The sequence below is a fragment of the Amnibacterium kyonggiense genome (genome assembly GCF_004364555.1).
GTDB lineage: Bacteria > Actinomycetota > Actinomycetes > Actinomycetales > Microbacteriaceae > Amnibacterium > Amnibacterium kyonggiense.
In genome coordinates, this window is the sequence record NZ_SOAM01000001.1 from 751140 (window position 1) to 765970 (window position 14831).

Genomic DNA, 14831 nt, shown 5'->3' on the forward strand with positions numbered 1-14831 from the left:
CCGTGCTCCGCTTCGTCGCGACCCGACTGGTCCTGCTGGTCGTCGGGCTGCTCGTCGCCGCGGCGCTGATCTTCCTGACGCTCCGGGTGCTGCCGGGCGACGTCGCGCAGGTCATCGGCGGCACGCGGGCGAGCCCGGAGCAGGTCGCCCGGATCCGCACGGAGCTGGGGCTCGACGAGCCGATCCCGCTGCAGTTCCTCGACTGGATCGGCGGCGTCCTCCGCGGCGACCTCGGACGCTCACTCGTCACGGGCACGCCGGTGGCCGTCGAGCTCGGCGCCAAGCTGGCCGTCACGCTGCCGCTCGCCGGGCTGTCGCTGCTCATCGGGCTGCTCGGGATCCCGCTCGGCGTGCTCTCGGCCGTCCTGTACCGGCGCGCGGGCGGGTTCCTCATCGCCGCGGCGGCGCAGGCGATCGCCGCGGTGCCGGTCGTCTTCGCCGGCGTGCTCCTCGTGCTGCTGCTCGGGGCATGGCTGCGGCTGCTGCCCGTGCAGGGCTTCCCCCTGGACGGCTGGCAGGAGCCGGGCAGGGCGCTCGCCTCGCTGGTCCTCCCGGCGCTGACGATCGGGATCGTCGAGGGCGCCGTCGTCCTCCGCTTCACGCGGTCGGCGACGCTCGAGGCGCTCGGCCAGGACCACGTGCGCACCGCGGCCGCGAAGGGGATGACCCGCACGCGCGCGCTCCTGACCCACGGGCTGCCCGGCGTGCTGCTGTCCGTGATCGCGGTGATCGGGCTGGAGATCGCCGCCCTGCTCGTCGGGGCCGTCGTCGTCGAGTCCCTCTTCCAGCTGCCGGGCGTCGGGCGGATGCTCGTGACCGACGTCGCGAACCGCGACCTCGTCAAGGTGCAGAGCGAGCTGCTCGTGCTGACGGGGCTCGTCCTCGTCGTCGGCGCCGTGGTGGACGTCCTCCACCGGCTGCTCGATCCGCGCCTCCGGGAGCGCGCGTGATCCCCGGCTGGGCGCGGGAGGTCCTCCGTCGACCCGCCGGCGTCTTCGGCGCCGTCGTCATCGCGCTGCTCGTCGCCGCGGCGATCGTCTCCGTGTTCTGGACCCCGCGCGACCCGTTCGCCGCCGATCCGTTCCAGCGGTGGCTCGGCCCGAGCGCCGCGCACCCGTTCGGCACGGACGGCGTCGGCCGCGACATCCTCAGCTACGTGCTCGCCGCGACCCGGACGACCGTGCTCGTCGCGGCGCTCTCATCCGTCGTCGCCGCGCTCGTCGGCCTCGTCCTCGCCGCCATCGCGGCGCTCGGTCCGCGCTGGGTGCGGGAGCCGCTCGCGGTGCTCATCGACGTGCTCATCGCCTTCCCCGTCCTGCTGATCGCGATCATGCTCAGCGCCGTGCTCGGGTCGTCCCTCGGGACCGTGATCGCGGCGGTCGGCATCGGCTTCGGCGTCAACATCGCGCGCGTCAGCCGAGGGGAGATCCGCCGCGTCGCGCGCGCCGGCTACGTGCTCGCGGCGCGGGCGTCGGGCCTCGGGCCGGTCCGCACCCTCCTCGACCACGTGCTGCCGAACATCGCGCCGGTGTTCATCGTGCAGCTCTCGCTGAGCGCCGGCGTCGCCGTGCTCAGCGAGGCGGGGCTGTCGTTCCTCGGCTATGGCGCGCCCCCGTCGAGGCCGTCGTGGGGTCGACTGCTCAGCGACCTCCAGGACTACGTGACCGTCCATCCGCTGACGGTCGTGTGGCCCGGGCTCGCGATCACCCTCAGCGTCCTCGCGTTCAACCTGTTCGGCGACGCACTGCGGGAGGCCACCGACCCGCGCCTCCGATCCCGGCGGAGGATCGCGCGGTGACGCTCGAGGTCCGCGGGCTCACGATCCGGATCGGCGACCGGACCGTCGTCGACGACGTCTCCTTCACGGTGCCCGACGGCGGCCGCTTCGGCCTCATCGGCGGCTCGGGGAGCGGGAAGTCCCTGACCGTGCTCGCGATCCTCGGCCTGCTGCCCGACGGCGCGGACGCGACGGGGAGCGTCCTGCTCGACGGGGTCGAGCTGCTCGGCGCGCCCGAGCGGCGGCTCGCGCGCGTCCGCGGGTCCCGGATCGGCACGGTCTTCCAGGACCCGCAGACCGCCCTGAACCCGCTCCGCACCATCGGCCGGCAGCTCGCCGAGCCGCTGCGGCTCCGCGGCCGGCTGACGCGCACCGCGACTCGAGCGGAGGCAGTCCGGCTCGCGGGGCTCGTCCGCCTGCCCGATCCCGGGCGCGTCGTCGACGCGTACCCGCACCAGCTCTCCGGCGGCCAGCGGCAGCGGGTCGCGATCGGCATCGCTCTGGCGCTGTCGCCCGGGCTGCTCCTCGCGGACGAGCCGACGACCGCGCTCGACGTGACGACGCAGGCGGAGGTTCTCGGCCTCTTCGACCGGCTGGTGGCCGACGCGGGCGCCTCGCTCGTGTTCGTGACGCACGACCTCGCCGTCCTGGCGGGCATCACCCGCGAGGTGCTCGTGCTCTCGGAGGGTCGCGCCGTCGAGCGCGGGCCGGTCGCGCAGGTCCTGGCCGCGCCGCAGCACCCGGTGACCGCGGCCCTCGTCGCCGCCGCGCGCGCGACGAGCTTCGGCGCGGGGGAGGGCTCGTGAGCCTCCTGAGCGCCCGCGGCCTCACCCGCGACCACCGCCTGCCGCGCAGGACCCTCTTCGAGGCGCCGGTCGTGCGGCACGCGCTGCGCGGCGTCGACCTCGACGTCGAGCAGGGCGAGACCGTCGCGGTGATCGGCGAGTCCGGCTCGGGCAAGTCGACGCTCGCGCGGCTCCTCATCGGCCTCGACGTCCCGACGGCGGGCACGGTGACGTTCGACGGCCGCACCGTCAGCGGGTCCGACCGGGCGCTCCGGCCGCTGCGGCGGGACACGGGCATGGTGTTCCAGGACCCGTACTCGTCCCTCGACCCGCGCATGACCGTCGCCCGGATCGTGGGTGAGCCGTTACGGGCGCTCCGCATCCCCGGCGACCACCGCGCGATGATCACCGCGGCGCTCGAGGACGTGCGGCTCGACGCGGCGCTCGCCGCCCGCTACCCGCACGAGCTCTCGGGCGGTCAGCGGCAGCGCGTCGCCTTCGCGCGGGCGATCGTGCACCGGCCGCGCCTGCTCGTCGGCGACGAGCCGATGAGCGCGCTCGACGTCACCGTCCGCGCGCAGCTGCTGAAGCTGCTCGCGCGCCTGCGGCGCGAGTTCGACCTCACCGTCCTCCTGGTCTCGCACGACCTGGGGCTCGTGCAGCACGTCGCCGACCGCCTCGTCGTGATGCGGGAGGGGCGGATCGTCGAGCAGGGGTCGGCGGAGCGTGTGCTGCGCGACCCGCAGCATCCGTACACGCGGGAGCTGATCGCCGCGGTGCCGCGGCTGCCCTGAGGTCCTGGACCGTGCTCGGTCAGCGTCCCGCGGCCTCGTAGGCCTTCGCGGGGATCTGCGTCGCCAGCTTGCCGCCGCTCACGTCGATCAGCGTGCCGGTGATGTAGCCGGCCGCGTCGCTCGCGAGGAAGACGAGCAGATCCGCGATGTCGTCCGGCGTCTCCCAGCGCCGCAGCGAGAGCGTGTCGAGCAGCCGGTCCTGCGCCGCCTGCGGCATCGTCGCGAAGCCGTTCAGCGTCGTCGGCACCATGCCGGGCGCGTACGCGTTGACGGTGATGCCCCACGGGCCGAGCTCGCTCGCGAGCACGCGCGTGAACTGCACGACCGCGGCCTTCGACGCGGCGTAGGCCGCGCTCCCGACGCTCGGGACGATCGCCGCGAAGGAGGCCGCGTTGATGATCCGTCCGCGGCCGGCGCGCTGCATGACCGGGATCACCGCCTGCGACGCGAGGAAGACGCCGCCGACGTTCACGTCCATGCACGCCTTGAACCGCGCCGGGTCGAGGTCCGCGACCGCGCCCTCGACGAGGATCCCCGCGTTGTTGATCAGGACGTCGACGGTGCCGAACCGGTCGACGGCCTCCGCGATCGCGCCCTGCACGGAGGCCGCGTCCGTGACGTCGCACGCGATGCCGACCCGGTCGTCCGGCACGCCGTCCGGGAAGTCGAGGTCGAGCACGACGGCCCGCGCGCGCTCGGCGACCATCCGGTTCGCGATCCCCGCGCCGATGCCCCGCGCACCGCCGGTGACCACGACCACCCTGTCGTGCAGATCGAGCTCCATGCCGCACCTCCTGGCGCCGAATAGTAATACTGAGGACTTCGGAGGAGCGGAGGCGGCATGGCGGCGCAGGACCGGGTGACGTGGGTGACGGGCGCGGGCAGCGGGATGGGCCGGGCGGCCGCGCTCGCCGCGGCGCGGAGCGGCCGGGCGGTGGCGCTGAGCGGCCGGCGCGCCGACCGGCTCGCGGAGGTCCGGGCGACGATCGAGGCCGCCGGCGGCCGGGCGCTCGCCGTCCCCGGCGACACGACCGACCCGGCCTGGGCGGGCGAGGCGGCCGCAGCGGTGCTCGGCGCGTGGGGGCGCATCGACGAGGTCGTCGTCGCGGCCGGGCTGAACGAGCCCCGGCGGCGCTGGGACGACCAGTCGATGGCGGGCTTCGAGGCGGTCGTCGCGACGAACCTCACCGGCGTCGCCCGGGTCGTCGACGCCGCGCTGCCCGCGCTGCGGGAGCGCGGCGGCACGGTCGTCGTGGTGTCCTCCTACGCCGCCTGGACGTTCTCGGCGGGCTCGGGCGTCGCCTACAGCGCGAGCAAGACGGCGCTCGGCCCGCTCTGCCGCACGCTGAACGCGCAGGAGGGCGCCCACGGCGTCCGCGCCACGCACCTCTGCCCCGGCGACGTGGACACCGACTTCCTCGCGCAGCGGCCGGTGGTCCCGGACGCGGACGCCCGCGCGGTCATGCTCACGCCGGACGACGTCGCCCGCAGCGTCCTCCACGTGCTCGACGCCCCGCCGCACGTCCGCATCGACGAGCTCGTGATCTCGCCGGTCGCCCAGCGATGACCTCGGGCGGCTCCGCGTACGGCCTGGTGCTCGAGCGCGTCGGCGCGGCGATCGTGTCCGGTTCCTGGGCCGCCGGCCGCATCGCGACCGTCGACGCCCTGGTCGCGGAGACCGGGGTGTCCCGGACGATCGTCCGCGAGGTGACGCGGGAGCTCGTCGCCGCCGGCCTCCTCAGCGCGTCGCCGAGGATCGGACTGCGCGTCCTGCCTCGGGAGTCCTGGGACCTGCTCGACCGCCGCGTGGTGCGGTGGCGGCTGCGGGTCGGCGACCGCGAGCAGCAGCTCCGGGAGCTGCGGGAGCTGCGGGCCGCGGTCGAGCCGGAGGCGGCGGCGCTCGCCGCGGCGGCCGGTGCGCCGGCGGGCGACCTGGTCCGCGCGGCGGCCGTGCTCGACGCGGCCCGCAGCACCGCGGACGGGTCGGCGTTCCTCGCGGCGGACACGGGGTTTTACCACGTCCTGCTCGACGCGTCCGGCAACGCGATGCTGCGCGGGCTCGGGGCGCTCGTCGACGCGGCGCTCGAGGACCGGGCGCTCGTCGCGCTCCACGGCCGTGTCGCATCGGCGGAGGACGTCGCCCTCCACGCGGAGGTCGCCGCCGCGGTCGCGGCGTGCGCCCCGGAGCGCGCGCGGACCGCGATGCGCGCCATCGTCGACCGCGCCGTCGGCTGACGAGCGTTCACGGATACGGAGATCCTGCGCGGACTGCGCCGCGCCGCCGCCGATCGTCGGACCGGATCTCCGTATCCGTGAACGATGCCGGACGGGTCAGCTCAGGGCGCTGTGGTCGCCGAGGGAGTGGTAGCGGCGGTTGTGGTAGACGAGGGGCGCGGCGTCGCCGGCGTCCTCCGGCAGCTTCGCCTGCAGGGCGTGCACCGCGATGACCGTCGAGGTGCCGGCCTCCATCCGGTTGATCACCCGCCCGCGGATCCAGGCGTGCGCCGCCGGGAAGTACGGCTCGCCGGTGATGAGCCGATCCCAGATCGAGCGGTCGGCGAAGCGGTCGATCCCGCTCGTCGCGCCGAGCTTCGCGAGGTCGAGCTGGTCCGCGCCGAGCAGGTGCACGATCAGCGTCTCCGCCTTCCGGATCGTCGGCGCGGACGACGACGCGGAGGAGATCGAGAAGATGAGCAGCGGCGGCTCGGCGCTCACGGAGAACACGGACGTCGCGGTGAGCGCGACCGGGCCGTCACCTGCGTCGGCGGTGATCAGCGCGACGCCGGCGGCGTGGTTGCGGAACGCGAGCTTGAAGTCCTCGGGGGAGAGGCCGCCGTCCAGCGCGGCCGGCTCGTCCTGGTCGGTCCGGAGCGCGGCGAGGCGTGCCGCGTCCGCGATGTCGTTGCTCATGGCTGCTCCCCGTGCGTGGCCCGATCGGACCTCCACGATCACCCCGAACGCCCGGACGAGCAAACCCATTCCGCAACGCGGCGTCGCAGAGGCGCCGTTCAGACCAGGACGCGGCGCTCCGCGACGGACGAGGCCAGCGCGTGGACGATCTCCGCGAGGATCGGCGCCGGCGTCGCGAAGACGATCCGGACGTGCTGCTCGAACCCGCGGCCGCAGAGCGCGCCGGCGGTGAGGGCGACGCCGGCGCGCTCGCGGAACCAGCGCTCGGGCGCCTCCGGCAGCGCGAGCGCCGCGCAGTCGAGCCAGCCGAGGTAGGTGCCCTCCGGCGGTGCGAACCCGACCTCGGGCAGCGCATCCGCGAGGAGGTCGGCGAGCAGCAGCCGGTTCCGGTCCAGGTACGCGCGCACGTCGACGAGCCAGTCGCGGCCGTGCCGATAGGCGGCCGTCGCGGCGACGACCCCGAGCGTCGACGGCTCCGCGAGGTGCCCCATCCCGTCCGCCTGGAACCGCTGCTCGTGCGCCTCCGACGACAGGATCAGCTGCGCCGCCTTCAGGCCCGGCACGTTCCACGCCTTCGACGCGCTCGTCGCCGTGATCGTGTGCGCGGCGGTCGCGGCGGAGAGGCTCGCGTAGGGCACGTGCGCGCCCTCGAACACGATCGGCGCGTGGATCTCGTCGGCGAAGACGAGGCCGCCGTGCCGCTCGACGACGTCTGCGATCCGCTCCAGCTCGGCGCGGTCGAAGACGCGGCCGGTCGGGTTGTGCGGGTTGCAGAGCACGAGCACGCCGCCGCCGGAGGCGAACGCCTCGTCCAGGCGCTCGAGGTCCAGCACCCAGCGGCCGTCCACGACCTCGCCCGGCACCTGCAGCAGCCGTCGCCCGAGCGTCCGCGGGAGGGTGAGGAACGGCATGTAGGCGGGCGTCGGCACGATGATCGCCGACTCGGGGCGCGAGAACTGGCGGACGGCGATCTCGAGCGCCGAGAGCACGTCCGTCACCGCGTGGACCCGCCGCGGGTCCGGGCGCCAGCCGTACTCGGCGGCGCACCAGTCGCTCGTCGCCTCGGCCGCGTCGCGGGCGAGCGCCGGGGTCAGGTAGCCGAACAGCTGGTCGCGGACGCCCGCCTCGATCGCCCGCTGCACGACGGGCGCCGTACCGAAGTCCATCTCGGCGACCCACGCGCCGATCGAGCCGGGGTGGAGGCTCCACTTGCGGCTCGTCGGACGGCTGAGCTGCTCGCGGCTGAGGGCGTCGAAGTCGAGCGTCATCGCTGCCCTCCCGATCGGTCGTGGGCGCCATCCAACTCCGCGCCGGCGGTTCGGGCGACGATCGCCGTCACAGTCGGTAACGCGCGTTCCTCCGCCCGCGAGTCAGGGGCGCAGGCGCGCCTCGCTGCACGCTGCGTGCGCCGTGCGGCGGACGAGGTGCGAGGCCCGCGGAGGTGCGACGCGCGCGCTTCAGCGGGTCGGCACGCGAGTCCCGGCCGTGAGCGGCGACGTGCTCGTGTCGACGAGGTCGCGGTTCGTCGTCTCCGGCGCCGCGACCTGCGACACGACGCCGCCGACCACGCAGATCGCCGCGGCGATGAGCATGCAGGCGCCGGTGCCGATGGCGTCGATGCCCACGGGGAGCAGGAAGGTGCCGATCGCGGCCCCGACGCGGCTGGCGGCCGCGGCGACGCCGACGCCGCTCGACCGGACGGCGGTGGGCAGGATCTCGATCGGGTAGACCGCGGTGAGGTTGCCGGACAGGGCGTTGAGGAACGAGGACACGGCGAAGCACAGGACGATCACCCACGCCGGCGCGCCCGCCCACAGACCCACGACGGCGAGGGCGGCGGCCATGGCGAACCACGGCGGCACGGCCTGCTTCCGGCGACCGATGTGCTCGATGCTCAGCATGCCGACCACCGCCCCGACGGCGGCCATCGCGTTGACGACGATCGTGCCGACGGCGGGATCGCCGAGCTGCAGGGTCTTCAGCACGGTCGGCGCGAACGTGAAGATCGCGAAGTAGGGCGCGACGTTGCAGGCCCAGAAGACCGAGAGGAACGCGAGCCGCTTCAGGTTCTCGCCGCGGAACAGGGCGGCCTTCGGGCCGTCCTCCTCCGCGCCGAACCGCTCGTCGTCGAAGTACTGCGAGCCGCCGAGGTGCCGGTAGACGATCGCTCGGGCCTCGTCGCCGCGGCCGTGGGCGAGGAGCAACGGGGGCGACTCGGGGAAGCCGATCCGGACGAGCGCGGTCACGAGCGCCGGGAGGGCGCTGCACGCGAGCGCCCAGCGCCACGACAGCCCGAGGCCGTCGATGAGGACGTACGCCGTGATCACGGCCACCAGGTAGCCGCCGTACCAGCCGACGAGCAGCCCGCTGAGGCGCCGGCCGCGGCCGCGCGCGGGCGCGAACTCGGAGAGCATCGCAGCGCCGATCGAGTACTCCGCGCCGATCGCGACGCCGAGCAGCACGCGGACGACGAACAGCTGCAGGCCGTCGGTCACGACGCCCTGCAGGAGGCCGAGCACGATGAAGGCCATCACGTCGATCGTGAAGAGCAGCCGCCGTCCGAGCCGGTCGGTGAGGAACCCGGCGAGCGGCGCGCCGACGAAGATCCCGATGAGGGAGGAGGCGCCGATCAGCCCCGCCTCGACCGGCGTGAGGCCGAGCGCCTTCGTGATGAACGGCAGCGCGACGCTGATGACGCCGAGGTCGAACCCGTCGAGCCCCTCGCCCCAGGTCGCCGCGAAGGCGAGTCGGCGGACGAGTCCGGTGCGGGGCGGGGCGGCGGTCGACGTCATGCGGTCCTCTCGGTGGGCGCGCGGAGGCGCACGACCGCCCAGCCCATCGCGGACCCGTGCACCGAGACGAGGGGTTGACCTGCCAGGTACCGGGATCCGCAGCCGCCGCCCGGACCCGTGAGAGATGTCATGCCGGAGTCGTGACAGCGGGCCGAGGCGTGCGGGTCGCGGCCCGGCCAGGCTCGGAGCCATGACCTCCTCCCCTCCGATCCGGCTCACCGGCCTGGCCAAGCAGTTCGCGAAGCTGCGCGCCGTCGACGGCCTCGACCTCACCGTCCAGCGCGGCGAGGTCGTCGCGCTGCTCGGCCCGAACGGCGCCGGTAAGTCGACGACCATCGACCTCCTGCTCGGCCTCAGCACCCCGACCGCCGGTACGGCCGAGCTGTTCGGCGGCGCCCCGCGCGGGGCGGTCGTCGCCGGCCGGGTCGGCGCGATGCTCCAGGGCGGCGCGCTGCTGCCGACCACGACGGTCGCCGAGAGCGTCGCGCTCGTCGCGGCCGCGCACCGGCACCCCCTGCCGGTCGCCGAGGCCATGGAGCGCGCGGGCGTCACCGCGTTCGCGAAGCAGAAGGTCGCCCGGCTCTCCGGCGGCCAGCTGCAGCGCGCGCGGTTCGCCGTCGCGATCGTGTCGGACCCGGAGCTGCTCATCCTCGACGAGCCGACCGCCGCGATGGACGTGGAGGGGCGCCGGGCGTTCTGGACGTCGATGCACGAGCTGACGGACGCCGGCCGCACGGTCGTGTTCGCGACCCACTACCTCGACGAGGCGGACGCCTTCGCCGACCGCGTCGTCATGATGAGTCGCGGCCGCGTCGTCGCCGACGGCACGCCCGCCGAGGTGAAGGCGGTCGTCGCCGGCCGCACCGTCGGCGTCACGCTCCGCGCCCCCGCCGGCGACCTGGAGCAGCGCCTCCGCGCCGACCCGGCCGTGCAGCACGTGGAGGTGCGCGGCGAGCGGCTGCGCGTCGCGACGACCGACTCCGACGCGGTGCTCCGGCTCCTGCTCGCCGAGCGGGCGGACGCCCACGACATCGAGGTGACCGCCCGCACCATGGACGACGCCTTCCTCGCCCTGACCGCCGCCGAGACCGAGGAGGCCTCCCGATGAACCCCCGCTACGTCGCCCGCGACGCGCTCCGCCAGCTGCGGAACGTCCGCTCCGTCGTCTTCACCTTCGTCGTCCCGATCGCGATGCTGCTCATCTTCGGCACCGCGTACGGCAGCGGCAGCGCCGTGGATCCGGCGACCCGCCTGCCCTGGCTGGTCGAGACGACGATCCAGATGGGCGGCTACGGCGCGATGATGGCCGGCCTGTCGCAGGCGTTCGCGATCGTGAACGAGCGCTCGATCGGCTGGAACCGCCAGTTGCGGCTCACGCCGCTGACCGGCACGTCCTACCTCGTCTCGAAGGTCGTGGCCGCGCTCGCGGTCGCCGCGATCTCGATCACGGCGGTCGTGCTCGTGTCCGTGCTCGGCCTGCACGCCCACCTCGGCGCCGGGGCCTGGTTCGCGGCGGGCCTCGGCCTGTGGATCGGGATCGTCCCCTTCGCGCTGATCGCGATCCTGATCGGCCAGTTCGCCCGGCCCGACTTCGCGCAGCCGCTCTTCATGGTCACGTTCCTCGGCCTGTCGATCCTCGGCGGCCTGTGGGTGCCGCTCTCGATCCTCCCCTCGTGGATGGGCGACGTGGCGCGAGCGGTGCCCTCGTACTGGCTGAACCGCCTCGGGCAGCTCGGCGCCTCGGGGTCGGGTGACGTGCTCACGCCCGCCCTCGTCCTCGCCGCGTGGACGGTCGCCCTCGCCGCGCTCATCACGTGGCGGTACCGCCACGACGCGGCCCGGGCCTGAGGCTCGCTACCGTGACGGGCATGACGGAGGCCGCGCCGCTGATGACGGCGGCGCGGGGCGATCTCGGGCTCCTCGCCCGGCTCCGGCATCCCGGCGCGTGGCGCTGGTACGCGGGCGGCTCGATCGGGCTCGCGTACCAGGCGTTCGAGGTGATCGGCGTGTGGACGTCGCCGACGGGCTCGCTCTCCGCCCGCACGGTCGCCACGATCGCGCTCGCCGCCTACTACGCCGCGTACCTCCTCGTCCCACCGCTCGTCTGGCCGGAGCGCGAGGCCGTCCGGATCGGCGCGATCCTCGGCCTGCTCGCGCTCTCCGCCCCGCTCTTCGCGCTCGTCGACCTGACCGCCGTGTGGACGTGGCTGCTCGTGCTCTGCGCGGCGGCGTTCACGTGGTCGTCGCAGACCGCCGGCCTCGTGCTCACCGGGGTGGTCAGCCTGCTCGCGCTCGCCATCGCGGCACTCGCCGGCTTCCCCGACTCGATCAGCGCGGCGCCGTGGATCACCGCCTCGGTCGGGATCCTGATGGTCGCGTTCGGCCACCAGGTGCGCCAGACCGTGCAGCTCCGCGCCGCGAACAAGCGGATCGCGCTCCTCGCGGTCGACGAGGAGCGCGCGCGGTTCGCGCGGGACCTGCACGACTCCCTCGGGCACTCGCTGACCGTCGTGACCGTGAAGTCGGAGCTCGCGGGCAAGCTCGTGGCGCGGGACCCGGACGCGGCGCGCGCCGAGATCGCGGACGTGGAGCGGCTCGCCCGCGAGGCGCTCGCCGACCTTCGCGCCGCGGTCGGCGGCTTCCGCGGCGTGACGCTCGAGGGCGAGCTCGACGCGGCCCGGGAGGCGCTCGCGGCGGGCGGCATCGCGCTCGAGGTGCCGACGCCCGCGGCCGTCGTCCGCCCGGAGCTGCGGCCCGTCTTCGCCTGGGCCGTGCGGGAGGGCGTGACGAACGTGCTCCGCCACTCGGGCGCCGAGACCTGCACGATCGCGCTGAGCCGGACCGCGGTGCGCATCCGCGACGACGGCGGCGCCGTCGCCCCGGCGGCGCCGGGCGTCGGGTCCGGCGCCGGCCTCCGCGGCCTCGCCGAGCGGGCGGCCGCCGCGGGCGTCCGTGTCGAGGCGGGCCCGCGCGCCGCTGGCGGCTTCGAGCTGCGGGTGCAGCGGTGATCCGCCTGCTCGTCGCGGACGACCAGGCGCTCGTCCGCGGGGCGCTCGCGACGCTGCTCGGGCTCGAGGAGGACCTGGAGGTCGTCGCCCAGGTCGGCCGCGGGGACGAGGTCGTCGCCGCGGCGCGGGACCACCGCGCCGACGTCGCCCTCCTCGACGTCGAGATGCCGGGCCTCGACGGGATCGCCGCCGCTCGCGCGCTCGCGGCCGAGCACCCGGCGTGCCGCAGCCTCATCGTCACGACGTTCGGCCGGCCCGGCTACCTCCGCCTCGCGCTCGAGGCCGGCGCCTCCGGCTTCGTCGTCAAGGACACCCCGTCCGCGACCCTCGCCGCGATCGTGCGGCGCGTGGCCGCGGGGGAGCGGGTCGTCGACCCCGCGCTCGCCGCGGAGTCCCTCGCGGTCGGCCCGTCCCCGCTCAGCCCGCGCGAGCGCGACGTGCTGCTCGCCTTCCGCGACGACGGCGCGGCGGTCGCGGTGGCGAAGCGCCTGCACTTGTCGGAGGGCACCGTGCGCAACCACCTGTCCGCGGCGATCGGCAAGACGGGCGCCCGGAACGCCGCGGAGGCGGTGCGCACGGCCGCCGAGCGCGGCTGGCTGCTCGGCGGCTGACGACGCCCGTCAGTCCGGCAGGGTGCTGATCTCCGCCTCGGCGAGCTGCGCGAGGTCGCGGAGCACGGCCGGATCGACGTCGGCCGGGTCGTGCGGCACCAGGTCGAACACGCACAGCGTGCCGATCCGGTACCCGTCCAGCGACTCGATCGGGTGCGCCGCGTAGAAGCGCACCGGGTGCGCGGCGGCGTGCACGTGCGGGTTCGCGTCGAGCCGGTGGTCCTCCCAGGTGTCGGCGATGATCGTCGGTCCCGACCCGCGGACCGTGATCGTGCAGATCGGCTGCTCGGCGTCGTCGCCCGCGGCGCCCACGTACGCGAGCGTGCGGATCCGCCCGTGGTCGAGCAGGTTCACCTGCGCGAACGGCACCCCGAACGTGTTGCGCGCGAGGAGGACCACGCGCTCGAGGTGGGGCGTCAGCCCACCGAGCGCGTCGGTGACCCGGTCGACGGCCTGCTGCCGCTCCGCCTCGGGCTGCGGGAGGTCGCGCCGCTCCCGCGCCGTCCCGCCGGTGCCCGCGCCGGCCTCCCGGTCGGCGGCGCCCAGCAGCCCGACGAGCCGGTCGGCGACGGCGTCCGCGCCACCGCGTCCTGCGCCGTCCTCGTCGTCCGGCACCCGCAGCGAGGAGACGGTCGGGCCGTCCCAGCGGTGGTCCCGCGGGGACGGGGCGCCGATCCGCACGATCAGCACCGAGCTCGCGCGCGCCAGCTCCGGCAGCACCTGATCGGCGATGCGGCGGATGCGCTCCCGCCGCCAGCCTCCTGCGTCCTCCTCGCCGCTCGTCCGCGCGAGCACCACGACCGCCTCGTAGCGCCACAGCCGCCAGGCCTCGGTCGAGTGCGTGACGGCCCGGAGGACGGGGCCGAGGTCCCAGGCGATGTCGAGGTCGAGCCCGCGGCCCGTCCGCGTCGCGACCCGGTCCGCGAGGAGCTCGGCGAACGGCGCCGCGGTGCTCGCCCCGAGCAGCACGCTCTCGGTCACGAGCAGCACGCGCTGCGGATCCCGCCCGGACCGGTGCAGCCGCGCGGAGGCGAGCCGACGGCCGGGCGTCGGAGGCCGAGTTCCGTTCACCGCACGCTCCTTGAGGGAGCGGTCATCCTCACAGGCGCAGCATCGGAGGAGCCGTGCGTCGGCCCGGCGGCTCGCAGGCGGGCGGCGCGAGGATGGCCCGCATGAGCGCGATCGTGCACGTGGTCCTGGTCGAGTGGCAGGACGGGGCCGACCCGGCGGAGGCGGACGCCCTCGTCGACCGGCACCTCGTCCCGCTGCCGGGCGTGCTGACCCTCGACCGCGGCCCGAGCGTCAGCACGGAGGGCCTCGAGTCCGGGTTCGACTGGGCGCTCGTCATCCGCTTCGCGAGCGCCGACGCGCTCGCCGCCTACCTCCCGCACCCCGAGCACGTGGTCGTCGGCTCGTTCCTCCAGGCGCACGCGGCCCGGCTGGTCGTCTTCGACGTCGCCGCCGCGCGCTGACGGGGCTCCCCGCTGCTGTTCCGGCGGTGCGCACCGCCGGAACAGCAGCGGGAGGCCCCGGGAGCGATCAGCCGTCGCGGCCGAGGACCCGGCGCATCTCGCCCGCGAGGGCCGGGTTGCGCGCGTCGAGCTCCGACACGATCCGCTCCTGCACCTCCGGCGCCTTGTTCTGGCTGAGCTTCGCGCGGGCGTCGAACCGGGTCACGCGCATCCGGAGGCCGACCGTGCCCTTCGCGATGCGGCGCGACCGCTCGGGGTCGAGCTCCAGGCTCCTGCCGTCCTCGAAGCCGTCCTCGAAGTGGTGGGTGAGCTGCGACAGGACCGAGTAGTTCTCCTCGTCGGAGAGGATCTCCGGCACCCCGTAGAGGTGCGCGGTGACGTGGTTCCAGGTCGGGACGACCTCGCCCTCCGGGTACCAGCTCGCGGAGACGTAGTCGTGCGGTCCCTGCACGATCACGAGCAGCTCGTGCTCGCCGAGCTCGTGCAGCTGCTCGTCCGGCCGCCCGAAGTGGCTGAGGATCGTCAGCCCGTCCGCGGCCTCGTCGAGGAGCGTCGGGTAGTGGGAGGCGACGAGGCCCGCCGACGTCGCCGACACGTACGTCGCCCACGGGTTGCCGCGCACGAGCCGCGCGACCTCGGCCGGGTCGGTCATCAGGTACGTCGGGGTGTGCCGCATGCGTCG

The 14831-nt window shown here is 75.1% G+C and carries 17 protein-coding genes; 11 read left to right on the forward strand and 6 right to left on the reverse strand.

The annotated features are described in order from the left end of the window. The first annotated feature begins 2 nt into the window (after positions 1-2). From CLV52_RS03920 to CLV52_RS03935, 4 genes are read left to right on the forward strand one after another with little or no spacing between them, the layout of a single operon-like run. Complete coding sequence (locus tag CLV52_RS03920) at positions 3-950, forward strand: ABC transporter permease (protein WP_133764977.1); 948 nt, start codon at positions 3-5, stop codon at positions 948-950. Next, on the forward strand, positions 947-1798 hold the full coding sequence (locus CLV52_RS03925) for an ABC transporter permease (RefSeq protein ID WP_133764978.1): 852 nt from the start codon (positions 947-949) through the stop codon (positions 1796-1798). The genes CLV52_RS03920 and CLV52_RS03925 overlap by 4 nt, the downstream gene beginning before the upstream one ends. Continuing rightward, a complete protein-coding gene (locus tag CLV52_RS03930; RefSeq protein WP_133764979.1) occupies positions 1795-2583 on the forward strand; it encodes an ABC transporter ATP-binding protein in 789 nt (262 codons plus the stop codon). Before CLV52_RS03925 ends, CLV52_RS03930 begins: the two co-directional genes overlap by 4 nt. After that, positions 2580-3356 (forward strand): ABC transporter ATP-binding protein, encoded by a 777-nt coding sequence (locus CLV52_RS03935; protein ID WP_133764980.1) that lies wholly within the window; start codon positions 2580-2582, stop codon positions 3354-3356. Before CLV52_RS03930 ends, CLV52_RS03935 begins: the two co-directional genes overlap by 4 nt. Positions 3357-3375: 19 nt before the next feature. Here CLV52_RS03935 and CLV52_RS03940 read toward each other — a convergent pair whose 3' ends face one another. After that, the gene (locus CLV52_RS03940; RefSeq protein WP_133764981.1) at positions 3376-4140 is read right to left on the reverse strand and encodes an SDR family NAD(P)-dependent oxidoreductase; all 765 of its coding nucleotides are present in this window, start codon (positions 4138-4140) and stop codon (positions 3376-3378) included. A 57-nt stretch (positions 4141-4197) separates the two neighbouring features. On the opposite strand from CLV52_RS03940, the gene CLV52_RS03945 reads away from it, so the two are divergent. Both CLV52_RS03945 and CLV52_RS03950 read left to right on the forward strand, forming a co-directional pair. Continuing rightward, positions 4198-4923 carry an SDR family oxidoreductase gene (locus CLV52_RS03945; RefSeq protein WP_133764982.1) on the forward strand — a complete coding sequence of 242 codons (726 nt, stop codon included), beginning with the start codon at positions 4198-4200 and terminating at the stop codon, positions 4921-4923. Further along, positions 4920-5591: a FadR/GntR family transcriptional regulator gene (locus CLV52_RS03950; RefSeq protein ID WP_133764983.1), complete on the forward strand. Its 672-nt coding sequence runs from the start codon at positions 4920-4922 to the stop codon at positions 5589-5591. Before CLV52_RS03945 ends, CLV52_RS03950 begins: the two co-directional genes overlap by 4 nt. Positions 5592-5687: 96 nt before the next feature. On the opposite strand, the gene CLV52_RS03955 is transcribed toward CLV52_RS03950, so the two are convergent. The 3 genes from CLV52_RS03955 to CLV52_RS03965 all read right to left on the reverse strand — a co-directional run bounded on the left by CLV52_RS03955 (position 5688) and on the right by CLV52_RS03965 (position 9058). Next, the gene (locus tag CLV52_RS03955; protein ID WP_133764984.1) at positions 5688-6266 is read right to left on the reverse strand and encodes a flavin reductase family protein; all 579 of its coding nucleotides are present in this window, start codon (positions 6264-6266) and stop codon (positions 5688-5690) included. A 98-nt stretch (positions 6267-6364) separates the two neighbouring features. Beyond that, positions 6365-7534, reverse strand: a complete 1170-nt coding sequence (locus CLV52_RS03960) for a MalY/PatB family protein (RefSeq protein WP_133764985.1) — start codon at positions 7532-7534, stop codon at positions 6365-6367. Between the two features lie 189 nt (positions 7535-7723). Further along, the gene (locus tag CLV52_RS03965; RefSeq protein WP_133764986.1) at positions 7724-9058 is read right to left on the reverse strand and encodes an MFS transporter; all 1335 of its coding nucleotides are present in this window, start codon (positions 9056-9058) and stop codon (positions 7724-7726) included. Positions 9059-9248: 190 nt separating this feature from the next. Between CLV52_RS03965 and CLV52_RS03970 the strand changes: the two genes are divergently transcribed. The 4 genes from CLV52_RS03970 to CLV52_RS03985 are packed head-to-tail and all read left to right on the forward strand — an operon-like array spanning position 9249 to position 12677. Continuing rightward, a complete protein-coding gene (locus CLV52_RS03970; protein WP_133764987.1) occupies positions 9249-10166 on the forward strand; it encodes an ABC transporter ATP-binding protein in 918 nt (305 codons plus the stop codon). Next, positions 10163-10906, forward strand: coding sequence for an ABC transporter permease (locus CLV52_RS03975; RefSeq protein ID WP_133764988.1), 744 nt, complete (start codon positions 10163-10165; stop codon positions 10904-10906). The genes CLV52_RS03970 and CLV52_RS03975 overlap by 4 nt, the downstream gene beginning before the upstream one ends. Positions 10907-10926: 20 nt before the next feature. Further along, positions 10927-12066: a sensor histidine kinase gene (locus CLV52_RS03980; RefSeq protein ID WP_133764989.1), complete on the forward strand. Its 1140-nt coding sequence runs from the start codon at positions 10927-10929 to the stop codon at positions 12064-12066. After that, positions 12063-12677 (forward strand): response regulator transcription factor, encoded by a 615-nt coding sequence (locus CLV52_RS03985; protein WP_133764990.1) that lies wholly within the window; start codon positions 12063-12065, stop codon positions 12675-12677. The genes CLV52_RS03980 and CLV52_RS03985 overlap by 4 nt, the downstream gene beginning before the upstream one ends. A gap of 9 nt (positions 12678-12686) precedes the next feature. Here the strand turns inward: CLV52_RS03985 and CLV52_RS03990 are convergent, their stop codons facing one another. Next, positions 12687-13748 carry a GAF domain-containing protein gene (locus tag CLV52_RS03990; RefSeq protein ID WP_133764991.1) on the reverse strand — a complete coding sequence of 354 codons (1062 nt, stop codon included), beginning with the start codon at positions 13746-13748 and terminating at the stop codon, positions 12687-12689. Positions 13749-13849: 101 nt separating this feature from the next. On the opposite strand from CLV52_RS03990, the gene CLV52_RS03995 reads away from it, so the two are divergent. Beyond that, positions 13850-14149, forward strand: coding sequence for a Dabb family protein (locus tag CLV52_RS03995; protein WP_162850696.1), 300 nt, complete (start codon positions 13850-13852; stop codon positions 14147-14149). Positions 14150-14216: 67 nt separating this feature from the next. On the opposite strand, the gene CLV52_RS04000 is transcribed toward CLV52_RS03995, so the two are convergent. After that, complete coding sequence (locus CLV52_RS04000; protein WP_133764993.1) at positions 14217-14825, reverse strand: FMN-binding negative transcriptional regulator; 609 nt, start codon at positions 14823-14825, stop codon at positions 14217-14219. Between the last annotated feature and the right edge of the window lie 6 nt (positions 14826-14831).

Excerpts from the sequence above, each read along its gene's own strand:
- CLV52_RS03940 (WP_133764981.1), bottom strand. The coding sequence starts at position 4,140 with ATGGAGCTCGATCTGCACGACAGGGTGGTCGTGGTCACCGGCGGTGCG.
- CLV52_RS03945 (WP_133764982.1), top strand. The coding sequence starts at position 4,198 with ATGGCGGCGCAGGACCGGGTGACGTGGGTGACGGGCGCGGGCAGCGGG.
- CLV52_RS03950 (WP_133764983.1), top strand. The coding sequence starts at position 4,920 with ATGACCTCGGGCGGCTCCGCGTACGGCCTGGTGCTCGAGCGCGTCGGC.
- CLV52_RS03955 (WP_133764984.1), bottom strand. The coding sequence starts at position 6,266 with ATGAGCAACGACATCGCGGACGCGGCACGCCTCGCCGCGCTCCGGACC.
- CLV52_RS03960 (WP_133764985.1), bottom strand. The coding sequence starts at position 7,534 with ATGACGCTCGACTTCGACGCCCTCAGCCGCGAGCAGCTCAGCCGTCCG.
- CLV52_RS03965 (WP_133764986.1), bottom strand. The coding sequence starts at position 9,058 with ATGACGTCGACCGCCGCCCCGCCCCGCACCGGACTCGTCCGCCGACTC.
- CLV52_RS03970 (WP_133764987.1), top strand. The coding sequence starts at position 9,249 with ATGACCTCCTCCCCTCCGATCCGGCTCACCGGCCTGGCCAAGCAGTTC.
- CLV52_RS03975 (WP_133764988.1), top strand. The coding sequence starts at position 10,163 with ATGAACCCCCGCTACGTCGCCCGCGACGCGCTCCGCCAGCTGCGGAAC.
- CLV52_RS03980 (WP_133764989.1), top strand. The coding sequence starts at position 10,927 with ATGACGGAGGCCGCGCCGCTGATGACGGCGGCGCGGGGCGATCTCGGG.
- CLV52_RS03995 (WP_162850696.1), top strand. The coding sequence starts at position 13,850 with ATGAGCGCGATCGTGCACGTGGTCCTGGTCGAGTGGCAGGACGGGGCC.
- CLV52_RS04000 (WP_133764993.1), bottom strand. The coding sequence starts at position 14,825 with ATGCGGCACACCCCGACGTACCTGATGACCGACCCGGCCGAGGTCGCG.